The sequence below is a fragment of the Hydrogenophaga sp. PML113 genome (genome assembly GCF_001777155.1).
GTDB classification, from domain to species: domain Bacteria; phylum Pseudomonadota; class Gammaproteobacteria; order Burkholderiales; family Burkholderiaceae_C; genus Hydrogenophaga; species Hydrogenophaga borbori.
The window spans coordinates 350575-361140 of record NZ_MIYM01000005.1 but is presented as its reverse complement, the minus strand read 5'-3'; the positions used below and the strand labels follow the sequence as shown (position 1 = coordinate 361140).

At 62.9% G+C, this 10566-nt stretch carries 9 protein-coding genes, 1 tRNA gene and 1 pseudogene; 2 read left to right on the top strand and 9 right to left on the bottom strand.

All coding sequences use genetic code 11. The annotated features are described in order from the left end of the window. Positions 1-139: 139 nt before the first annotated feature. Together BHU06_RS23125 and BHU06_RS12660 are read left to right on the top strand one after the other, a co-directional pair. A pseudogene (locus BHU06_RS23125) lies at positions 140-307 on the top strand (DUF4011 domain-containing protein); the annotation flags it as partial. Positions 308-313: 6 nt separating this feature from the next. Then, positions 314-5251 (top strand): DUF3320 domain-containing protein, encoded by a 4938-nt coding sequence (locus BHU06_RS12660; protein ID WP_368072911.1) that lies wholly within the window; start codon positions 314-316, stop codon positions 5249-5251. Between the two features lie 330 nt (positions 5252-5581). Here the strand turns inward: BHU06_RS12660 and BHU06_RS12655 are convergent. The 9 genes from BHU06_RS12655 to secY form a co-directional block, all read right to left on the bottom strand. Beyond that, a tRNA-Met gene (locus tag BHU06_RS12655) sits at positions 5582-5658 on the bottom strand. Positions 5659-5675: 17 nt separating this feature from the next. Next, complete coding sequence (rplQ, locus tag BHU06_RS12650) at positions 5676-6071, bottom strand: 50S ribosomal protein L17 (RefSeq protein ID WP_070399527.1); 396 nt, start codon at positions 6069-6071, stop codon at positions 5676-5678. An 84-nt stretch (positions 6072-6155) separates the two neighbouring features. Further along, positions 6156-7139, bottom strand: coding sequence for a DNA-directed RNA polymerase subunit alpha (gene rpoA, locus BHU06_RS12645; protein WP_070399526.1), 984 nt, complete (start codon positions 7137-7139; stop codon positions 6156-6158). A gap of 102 nt (positions 7140-7241) precedes the next feature. After that, positions 7242-7865, bottom strand: coding sequence for a 30S ribosomal protein S4 (rpsD, locus tag BHU06_RS12640; protein WP_070399525.1), 624 nt, complete (start codon positions 7863-7865; stop codon positions 7242-7244). Positions 7866-8035: 170 nt separating this feature from the next. Next, positions 8036-8440: a 30S ribosomal protein S11 gene (rpsK, locus tag BHU06_RS12635; RefSeq protein WP_009514913.1), complete on the bottom strand. Its 405-nt coding sequence runs from the start codon at positions 8438-8440 to the stop codon at positions 8036-8038. A gap of 18 nt (positions 8441-8458) precedes the next feature. After that, entirely contained in the window at positions 8459-8824 is a 366-nt protein-coding gene (gene rpsM, locus BHU06_RS12630) for a 30S ribosomal protein S13 (protein ID WP_009514915.1), read from the bottom strand. 22 nt (positions 8825-8846) lie between these two features. After that, on the bottom strand, positions 8847-8960 hold the full coding sequence (rpmJ, locus tag BHU06_RS12625) for a 50S ribosomal protein L36 (protein WP_009514917.1): 114 nt from the start codon (positions 8958-8960) through the stop codon (positions 8847-8849). 42 nt (positions 8961-9002) lie between these two features. Continuing rightward, positions 9003-9221, bottom strand: coding sequence for a translation initiation factor IF-1 (gene infA, locus BHU06_RS12620; protein WP_009514918.1), 219 nt, complete (start codon positions 9219-9221; stop codon positions 9003-9005). Positions 9222-9224: 3 nt separating this feature from the next. Then, the gene (secY, locus tag BHU06_RS12615) at positions 9225-10544 is read right to left on the bottom strand and encodes a preprotein translocase subunit SecY (protein WP_070399524.1); all 1320 of its coding nucleotides are present in this window, start codon (positions 10542-10544) and stop codon (positions 9225-9227) included. Positions 10545-10566 lie beyond the last annotated feature (22 nt).

Below are 10566 nucleotides of genomic sequence, written 5' to 3'. Positions count from 1 at the left end.
CAACATGCCCACGTTGATCACTCCTGGTTCCCCTGCTCAAACATTGAGCAGGGCAGTGTCTACACGTGGGTCAGATTTGCTCGATCGCGCCCCTTACAGGTGGGTCAGTTTTGAATGATCGTCAACAGGCGGAGCCAACACCCTCTTCCTGGCCTTGGGATTTCTGGTCTGGTCACGACCTGACAAACCAGAAGCCCGAGTCAAGGCGCCCTTGATCCTCCTGCCCATCACGCTTGACCGCAAAAGCGCGCGCTCGGGCTTCTCCTTGCGCGCCCACGAGGACGATCCCCGCTTCAACCCCACCCTGGTGGAAATGCTGCGTCAGGACTTCGAACTCGATCTTGGGGTCCCTCTGGAAGAACTTCCCAGCGACGAGAACGGCATCGACATCGCGGGCATCTGGAAGCGAGTTCGCGCCGCCATCAAAGACATCCGGGGATGGGAAATCAGCGAAGACGTGGTTCTGTCGACGTTCTCTTTCGCCAAATACCTGATGTGGAAGGACCTGGCCGAGCGCACTGAGGACCTGCGCGAGTCGCCGGTCGTCAAGCACCTCATCGACACACCGCGTGAGCCCTACCGGTCCAGCGTGGACTTTCCGGAGCCGCGCCGGCTCGACACGGACTATCCCCCGCAACAGCTATTCAGTCCGTTGCCGGCCGACTCGTCGCAGCTGGCTGCGGTAATGGCGGCCGCAAAGGGAAAGGACTTCGTGCTCATCGGGCCACCAGGCACCGGGAAGAGCCAGACTATCGCGAACTTAATTGCGCAGTGTTTAGCCGAGGAAAAGCGCGTTCTCTTCGTGGCCGAGAAGATCGCCGCCCTCGATGTCGTCTATCGACGCTTACGCGAGGTGGGTCTGGGTGAGTTCTGCCTGGAACTGCATTCGAACAAGACACGCAAGCTCGACGTGCTCGCCCAACTTCAGAAGTCCTGGGAGTCGAAAGGCGAAGTCGATTCGACCCAGTGGGAAGCCAAAGCACAGCAACTGGCTCGGGTGCGCGAGCAGCTATCGACATACGTGGCGCGCCTGCACCATCGACACCGCAATGGCTTGTCGGTGTACGAAGCCATTGGCCACGTCACCAATGGCGAAGTTCTCCCAGATCTGCGGCTTTTCTGGCCTTCGTCACACGCCCACGACGAGACCGCATTGATTGGCCTTCGTGACCTGGCCAGCCGCTTGCAGGTCAACGCTTCCGCAGTAGGCGTCCAACACCTCGGCAACGGCCCGTTGACGCCAGTGCACCAGACCGATTGGTCCGCGCGTTGGCAACAGGAAATGGTGCAAGCCACTCGTGAACTCGGCGCGGCCTGCACCGCCTTCGATGCGGCGGCGAAGCAGTTCTTCTCGCAAATGGCCATCGACGAGCCCGTCATGCACCGCACGACACGGTCCTCGCTCGCCGTGCTGGCCAGGGCACTTCCGCAGGCTATCGGGCATCAGTGGGCCTTCTGCGCTCTGCCACAGAGTGCAGAACTTTGCGGTGAGTTGAAGGCTGGACTTGAATTGGTGGCTCAGCACCGCGAAGCCTCGGCCCAACTGAGCCCTGTCTGGGCAGAAGCGCTTCAATCCCAACTGCTGCAAGCGCTGAACCTGCTGGAGCAGTACCGTGGCCTGCACAGCGCGCTGGGCAATCCTTGGCCCACGTCAATCAGCGACGAATTGGAGCGCGGCGCACAGTGGATCGAGGAATCGGTTCGCCTGAGGGGAGGTCTGTCGGTGAAATACAGCTCCGGCGTGGCTCAGCTCAACGTGTCCGCGCTTCAGCGCGATTGGGCCAAGGCGGAGAAGTCCATCTGGCCAATCTCGTGGCTGGGTAAGCACAAAGTTCGCAAGACGCTGGAGGCCGTCATCGACGGCACTGGCGAGCCCCGCGTGGCGGAGGACCTGGCGGCGCTCGTTCGAATCAAAGCCCTTCGGGAAGAGATTGGCCAGATCAACCCTGGCGTGACCGTCGATGGCCTCTGGGCCGGCGTCAAGACCCGTCCAGACCATGTGCGCAGCGCGCTGAAAGCAAATGCGGCCTTGCTGGCGGCTCGGGCCCGTCGCCCTTTCTCCTTGGACGGTTTCTCTGCCGCGGCCGAAGGCCATTGCGGTGAACGCTGGTCCGCAGAGGTCACGCGCCTTAAGGCTTTGCGGGATCTCGACGACCGCATAGCCGAGTGTGAACCCCTGAGCGCCGCCAGCGATGGTTTGTGGCGCGGCCATGAAACAGATGTGGACGCACTTCGGGCCGCGCTCGCCTTCGAAAGCGAACGGCTCTCTCTGAAGAACCGCGGCATACCCAAAGGCGAACACTCAACCGTGGCCAATGGCCGCTGCGGCCCCCGCCTCCAGCAAGACCACGCTCGCTTGATCTCGCGAGGCAACCTAGAAACACGGATGACCGGTCTTGCGGCTATTCGCTCGCATTGCCCGGACGTATGGGCGGACCTGGACACCGACCTCGAAGCGGCTGGACGGGCACTGCGCTTCCATTCTTCGATGCACGCTGCGTTGATTGGCATGAACTTGTCGACGGAAGCGGTTGAGACCACACGCATTGCCTTGCACAACGTGTTGGCACATCGCTCACAGGAGCTGAGCGACACCGCCCCGATTGGCCGAGCCTGCCAGCAACTTCTGGCTCAGGTCTCGGCCTTGCACGCCGCTGTGGACGCTTTCGCCACAAAAGCCGCCCAGCCCGATGAAGTACGCCGCGCATTTGCCGATTTGGTGCCCGATGATCTGGCCGACATCGCCGCCCGCGTGGAAGCCGCTCAATCCGGGCTCAATGCCTGGTGCGCTTGGCGCAATGTGCAAGCGTCGGCCCGCGACGCAGGGCTAGCGGCACTGGTGGGGGCGCTCGAGGCCGGAGACATCGAACCTGCCCAGGTGCCCAAAGCGTTCGAAGTGAACTACTCGCGGTGGTGGTTGAGGGAGGCCGTCGACGAAGACCTCGTGCTCCGGCGCTTCGTCTCAGCAGAACACGAACAGCGCATCCAGGAGTTCCGGGCGCTGGACGAAGAGTTCACCCAAGTCACGCAGCAATGGATCCGTGCCAAGCTGTGTTCGGACTTGCCTTCGATGGACAACCTGCCGCGAAGCAGCGAATGGGGCATCCTGAAGTACGAGATGACCAAGAAGCGCAACCACCTTCCGTTGCGCAACCTTCTCGACAAGACACCCTCGGCCGTACTAAAGCTCGCGCCCTGCCTGCTCATGAGCCCGCTGTCCATCGCCCAGTACCTCTCGGCCAGCAGCAACAGCTTCGACGTCGTGGTCTTTGACGAAGCCTCACAGATCCCAGTGTGGGACGCCATCGGCGCCATGGCACGGGGCAAGCAAGTGGTGATGGTAGGAGATCCCAAGCAACTTCCGCCCACCAACTTCTTCGACCGAGCCGATTCGTCCGACGGTGATTCTCAAGACGTCGAAGGTGACCTGGAAAGCATCCTCGACGAATGCCTGGGCGCTAGCCTGCCCACGCGCAAGCTCTCGTGGCACTACCGATCACGCCACGAAAGCCTCATTGCCTTCAGCAACCACCGCTACTACGGGGGCGAACTCGTCACATTCCCCTCTCCTGTCACCGACGATCGCGCGGTGAGCTTCCATCTGGTGAAGGGCCAGTACGAGAAGGGCGGCGCGCGTATCAACCAGCCCGAAGCTCGGTCGCTGGTCGCCGATCTCGTCGCACGGCTCAAATCCCCAGGCTTCCGGGAAAGCAAGCTCACCATCGGCGTCGTCACCTTCAACTCCGAGCAGCAGGGTCTGATCGAAGACCTGCTCGACGAAGAGCGTCGCAAGGATCCAAGCCTAGAGCCGTTCTTCTCCGAGGTGGAACTCGAGCCCGTGTTCGTGAAGAACCTGGAGAGCGTGCAGGGAGACGAGCGCGACATCATGTACTTCTCCATCACCTACGGCCCGGACATCGCGGGCGTGTTGTCGATGAACTTCGGGCCGCTCAACCGCGATGGCGGTGAACGCCGCCTCAACGTAGCCGTGACGCGCGCACGGCACGAGTTGCGGGTGTTCTCCAGCCTGCGAGGCGACCAGATGGACCTGTCGCGCACCAAGGCCACGGGCGTGCGCGACCTCAAGCACTTCCTGGAGTTCGCCGAGCGCGGCCGGCGCGCCCTAGCGGAGGCACACGCGGGCAGCCGGGGCGATTTCGAAAGCCCCTTCGAAGCCGGCGTGGCCTCCGCACTCGGCCGCAAAGGCTGGCAGGTCCACACGCAGATCGGCGCCTCCGGGTTCCGCATAGACCTTGGCGTGGTGCACCCGGACTTCCCTGGGCGCTACCTAGCCGGGGTGGAATGCGATGGGGCGACTTACCACCGCTCCGCCACCGCACGCGATCGGGACAAGCTCCGTGAGCTAGTGTTGCGCGGCCTGGGCTGGGAGATCCTGCGTATCTGGTCCACTGACTGGTGGATCAATCCGGGCGGCACGCTCGACCGTGTCCACGAGCGACTCAACACCTTGCTGGCCAAAGACAGGGAGCTCCAAGCCACCGCTGAGGCGCAGAAGGCCAGCGCGGTACATGACGACGCTTTGGCGACGGAAGAATCCGAACCCTCCGCCAATGCGGTCAGTGAGGCCGAAGTTGCCATCGCACGGGCCGCAGAACGCGACGAGATGCAGACGCTTGTAGCCCCCACAGGCGAGCGGCAAGCCGACGTGATGTATGCGCACGCGGCCGCCTCTGTTGCGGACCCCGTCCCTACATCGGGAGCCAGCGAGAAACCAGTCTCGCGCTTTCAAGCATCGCAGCCTGCGCAAGCTGTACCTGACGGTGCTGTCTCAGCGGACCGCTTCTACGACTACGGTTACGACGCAGTCGTGAAAGCCATGGTGGAGTGGGTGGTGCATCACGAAGGCCCAGTACTCGATGCCGTGCTGGCCCGGCGCATCGCGCGCGCACACGGCTTCCAGCGCACAGGTAACAAGATTCAGGAGCGCGTCGAGCGCGTCGCGCGTCAACGCTTCCGCAGTACGGAGGAAGCGCCCGGCACCTTCTATTGGCCGGATGGGTTAGTTCCTGGAAATGCTGTCGCCTTCCGCTGGCCAGCGAACGATAACAGCTTGCGCAGCGTGGACGAGATTTGCGAACAGGAACTGCTATCGCTAGCGAAAGAGGTGGTCGCATCCGGCCGAACGGGCGAAGAGGCGCTAGTTGCGATGGCGCGGGAGATTGGCTTGATGAGCCTGCGCGCGGCGAGTCGGGGTCGACTGGAGGCGGCATTGGCTAGCGCGGTCCGCTGAACTTGCTCGAGCCTTCACCGCGGAGACCTGAGTTAAATCATCGTGCCCCCAACAATGCCGAGGCGACTTAACGAGGAACGAACAACCGCAACGTGGCATGTAGCGCACGTAGGACGAGATGGCTCGAACGGCAGCAAGCGCTACAGAAGAGCCACTCGCGATCTGATTCGGCAAGCCAAGGCGAAAGGTCACGACCTCGACACATTGCCCAATGGTCACAACAGCATTTCGCCGATTTTGTGACGACACAGACCTCGTCACAAACCTCGTCACAAACAAAAAAGCCCTCATTTCCGAGGGCCTTGATGACAAGCAAGTGCTTGATTTTGTTGGTTGCGGAGGCAAGATTTGAACTTGCGACCTTTGGGTTATGAGCCCAACGAGCTACCAGGCTGCTCCACTCCGCGTCAAGCCAAAAATTATATCACGCTTTGTCGGCTTCACCGGCGTCGGCGGCCGGTTCGGCGCGGTCCACCAGCTCCACCAGGGCCATGGGCGCGTTGTCGCCCACGCGGAAACCCATCTTCAGGATGCGGGTGTAGCCACCGGGACGGGCCTTGAAGCGCGGGCCGAGTTCGTCAAAGAGCTTGACCACCACATCGCGGTCGCGCAGGCGGTTGAAGGCGAGGCGGCGGTTCGCCACCGTCGGCTCCTTGGCCAGGGTGATCATGGGTTCGACGACCCGGCGCAGTTCCTTGGCCTTGGGCAGCGTGGTCTTGATGGCCTCGTGCGTGAGCAGCGAGTTCATCATGTTGCGCAGCATCGCCAGGCGGTGCTCGCTGGTGCGGTTGAGTTTGCGAAGTCCGTGTCCGTGACGCATGGTGTTTCCTTTCCGTCTTTTGCCGCCGGCCGTATCAGGTACCGGCGGTTCGTCATGGCCTGGCCCGAAGGCTCAGGGTTGAGATCAGTGCTTGTCGAGGCCGGCGGGCGGCCAGTTCTCGAGCTTCATGCCCAGCGTGAGACCACGCGAGGCCAACACTTCCTTGATTTCGTTGAGCGACTTGCGGCCCAGGTTCGGGGTCTTGAGCAGCTCGTTCTCGGTGCGCTGAATCAGGTCACCGATGTAATAGATGTTCTCGGCCTTCAGGCAGTTCGCCGAACGCACGGTGAGCTCGAGCTCGTCCACGGGACGCAGCAGGATCGGATCGAACTGCTGCGAGCTGCGCTGTTGCGGGGCCTCGGTGAAGAGGTCGGCGCCTTCCAGCTGGGCGAACACGGCGAGCTGTTCAACGAGGATCTTGGCCGAGGCGCGCACGGCCTCTTCGGGGCCAATGGAGCCGTTGGTCTCGATCTCGAGCACGAGCTTGTCGAGGTCGGTGCGCTGCTCGACGCGGGCGCTTTCCACCGTGTAGCTCACGCGCTTGACCGGCGAGAAGGAGGCGTCGAGGACGATGCGGCCGATCGAGCGGGCGGCTTCGTCGCCGCGGCGCAGGGTGCCGGGCACGTAGCCGCGGCCCTTCTCGACCTTGATCTGCATGTCGAGTTTGGCACCGGCCGACAGCGTGGCGATGACGTGGTCGGGGTTGACGATCTCGACGTCGTGCGGGGTCTGGATGTCGGCGGCCGTCACGACCCCCTCACCGTCCTTGCGCAGACTCAGGGTCACCTCGTCGCGGTTGTGGAGCTTGAACACCACGCCCTTGAGGTTGAGCAGCAGGTTGACCACGTCTTCCTGAACGCCGTCGATGGACGAGTATTCGTGCACCACGCCAGCGATGGTCACTTCGGTGGGGGCATGGCCCACCATGGACGACAGCAGCACGCGGCGCAGGGCGTTGCCCAGGGTGTGCCCGTAGCCACGCTCGAAGGGCTCCAGCGTGACCTTGGCGCGATTGGCCGAGAGTTGCTCGACGTTGATGGACTTGGGCTTGAGCAGGTTGTTCAGCATTCAGACTTCCTTCAGTTCCCTCGGCTCGTTACACCGATAAGGCAGACGGAGCATGGAATGGCCCGGCGACGCAGCGGATGCCGCGCCCGGCCGGGGACGGGATTAACGCGAATACAGTTCGACGATGAGCGACTCGTTGATGTCCGAGCCGAATTCATCGCGGTCAGGGGTCTTCTTGAAGACGCCTTCGACCTTGTCGACCGACACTTCGACCCAGCCGGGGAAGCCGATCTGCTTGGCCAGTTCCAGCGCCTCGATCACGCGGGCCTGCTTCTTGGACTTCTCGCGCACAGCGACCACGTCACCGGCCTTGACCAGGAAGGACGGGATGTTGACCGACTGGCCGTTCACCGTGATGGCCTTGTGCGACACGATCTGGCGCGCTTCGGCGCGGGTGGAGGCGAAGCCCATGCGGAACACGACGTTGTCCAGGCGCGACTCGAGCAGGAACAGCAGGTTGGCGCCGGTGTTGCCGCGGCGGCGATCGGCCTCGGCGAAGTAGCGGCGGAACTGGCGTTCGAGCACGCCGTAGGTGCGCTTGACCTTCTGCTTCTCGCGCAGCTGCACGCCGAAGTCGGAGGTGCGCTGGCCCGAGGTGCGGCCGTGCTGGCCGGGCTTGGAGTCGAACTTGGCCTTGTCGCTGATCGAGCGGCGCGCGCTCTTGAGCAGCAGGTCGCTGGCTTCGCGACGGGACAGTTTGGCCTTGGGGCCGAGGTAACGTGCCACGTTGGTTTCCTTTTGTCGTCTGCCGCAACCCACAGGGACTGTGATTGCGGGAGCCATCCCGCGATGGCGGGGGCGGTGGGCTTAGCAAAAATGCCACCGCAGCATGACTGCGGTGGCGCTCGGAGAACCTGGCATTCTAGCGCGAAGCCAAACGCCAGGTAAAGACGGGCTCAGATGCGGCGGCGCTTCTGGGGGCGGCAGCCGTTGTGGGGCACGGGCGTCACGTCGGAAATCGAGGTGATGCGGATGCCCAGGGCACCCAGCGCACGCACCGACGACTCGCGACCCGGGCCGGGACCCTTGATCTCGACGTCGAGGTTCTTGATGCCCTGTTCCATCGCGGCGCGGCCGGCCACTTCGGAGGCCACCTGGGCCGCGAAGGGGGTCGACTTGCGCGAACCCTTGAAGCCCTGGCCACCCGACGACGCCCACGACAGCGCGTTGCCCTGGCGGTCGGTGATGGTGATGATGGTGTTGTTGAACGACGCGTGCACGTGCGCAATGCCGTCCGCGATGTTCTTGCGGACTTTCTTGCGAACGCGGGCGGCGGCGCTGCTGGAGGGGGACTTGGCCATGGTTTTCCTTCGAACCGATTACTTCTTCAGCGACTGGGCGGCCTTGCGCGGACCCTTGCGCGTGCGTGCGTTGGTCTTGGTGCGCTGACCACGCATCGGCAGGCCGCGGCGATGGCGGAAGCCACGGTAGCAGCCGATGTCCATCAGGCGCTTGATGTTCATCGTGGTCTCGCGGCGCAGGTCACCCTCGATGGTGAACGTGCCCACCTGGTCACGCACCTTCTCGAGCTCCGCGTCGGAGAGGTCCTTGATCTTCTTGCTGTACGCGATACCGCACGCGTCGCAGATCTGGCGAGCGCGGGTGCGGCCGATACCGAAGATCGCCGTCAGGCCGATCTCGGCGTGCTTGTGCGGCGGAATGTTGATGCCTGCAATACGAGCCATGTGAATCCTCTTGACGAATCGATCAGCCTTGACGCTGCTTGTGGCGGGGATCGGTGCAGATCACACGCACGACGCCGTGGCGTTTGATGATCTTGCAGTTGCGGCACATCTTCTTGACCGAAGCCGAAACTCTCATTTTCTTCTCCTAGAAATCCGGTAAACGTTCAGTACAGGCGCTTCACTTGGCGCGGAACACGATGCGGGCACGGGTCAGGTCGTAGGGCGTGAGCTCCACTTTGACCTTGTCGCCAGGCAGGATGCGGATGTAGTGCATGCGCATCTTGCCGGAGATGTGGCCGAGGACCACGTGCCCGTTTTCGAGCTTGACGCGGAAAGTCGCATTGGGGAGGTTTTCAACCACCTCACCCTGCATTTCGATCACGTCGTCCTTGGCCATGGTTCAGTTGCCGAGGGAAGTCTTGAAATTCGCTTTCTTGAGCAGCGATTCGTACTGCTGCGACATCATGTAGTTTTGCACCTGGGCCATGAAATCCATGGTCACGACCACGATGATCAGGAGGGACGTGCCACCGAAGTAGAAGGGCACGTTGTATTCCAGGATCAGAAACTCGGGCAGCAGGCACACCGCGGTGATATAGATCGCACCGGCAAACGTCAGCCGAAGCAGGATCTTGTCGATGTGGCGGGCCGTCTGGTCGCCCGGACGAATACCGGGGATGAAGGCGCCACTCTTCTTCAGGTTGTCCGCGGTTTCCCGGCTGTTGAAGACCAGGGCGGTGTAGAAGAAGCAGAAAAAGATGATGGCCGCCGCGTACAGCGCCACGTAGATCGGCTGCCCGGGCGACAGGGCCGAAGCCAGGTCGCGCAGCCAGCGGGTCGAGTCACCCGTGCTCAGCCAGCTCACCACCGTGGTGGGCAGCAGGATGATGGACGAGGCGAAGATCGGCGGGATCACGCCAGCCATGTTCAGCTTGAGCGGCAGGTGCGACGACTGACCGCCGTACACCTTGTTGCCCACCTGACGGCGCGCGTAGTTCACCAGGATCTTGCGCTGGCCACGTTCCACGAACACCACGAAATAGGTGACCAGGATCACCAGCGCGATGATGAACAGCGCCACCAGCACATTCATGGCACCCGTGCGCACGAGCTCGAGCAGACCGCCGACCGCATTGGGCAGACCCGCCGCGATACCAGCGAAGATCAGCAGCGAAATGCCGTTGCCCAGGCCGCGCTCGGTGATCTGCTCGCCGAGCCACATCAGAAACATCGTGCCCGCCACCAGGCTCACCACCGCCGTGAGGCGAAAGCCCATGCCCGGATCGATCACGAGACCCGCCTGGCCTTCCAACGCCAGCGCGATGCCCATGGCCTGGAAGATCGCCAGCGCCAACGTGCCGTAGCGCGTGTACTGGGTGATCTTGCGGCGGCCCGCTTCGCCCTCCTTCTTCAGCTGCTCGAACGTGGGGATCACGTACGTCATGAGCTGCATGATGATGGAGGCCGAGATGTACGGCATGATGCCCAACGCGAACACGGTGAAACGCGAAAGCGCGCCGCCCGAGAACATATTGAACAGGCTCAGGATGCCGCCCTGCTGCCCTTGGAAGAGCTGTTGGAGCTGCTCCGGATTGATGCCCGGCACAGGAATGTGCGCGCCGATGCGGTACACCACCAGCGCCAGCAGCAGGAAGACCAGCCGGCGACGCAGGTCGCCGTACTTGCCGGTCTTGGCCAGGGACGGGGAAGCGGTTGCCACGAGGTCCTTTCGAACGGGCGTG

Bases quoted from the DNA above. Each gene is read 5' to 3' on its own strand.
- BHU06_RS12660 (WP_368072911.1), top strand. From the start codon at position 314: ATGCTGCGTCAGGACTTCGAACTCGATCTTGGGGTCCCTCTGGAAGAA.
- rplQ (WP_070399527.1), bottom strand. From the start codon at position 6,071: ATGCGTCACGGACACGGACTTCGCAAACTCAACCGCACCAGCGAGCAC.
- rpoA (WP_070399526.1), bottom strand. From the start codon at position 7,139: ATGCTGAACAACCTGCTCAAGCCCAAGTCCATCAACGTCGAGCAACTC.
- rpsK (WP_009514913.1), bottom strand. From the start codon at position 8,440: ATGGCCAAGTCCCCCTCCAGCAGCGCCGCCGCCCGCGTTCGCAAGAAA.
- rpsM (WP_009514915.1), bottom strand. From the start codon at position 8,824: ATGGCTCGTATTGCAGGCATCAACATTCCGCCGCACAAGCACGCCGAG.
- rpmJ (WP_009514917.1), bottom strand. From the start codon at position 8,960: ATGAGAGTTTCGGCTTCGGTCAAGAAGATGTGCCGCAACTGCAAGATC.
- infA (WP_009514918.1), bottom strand. From the start codon at position 9,221: ATGGCCAAGGACGACGTGATCGAAATGCAGGGTGAGGTGGTTGAAAAC.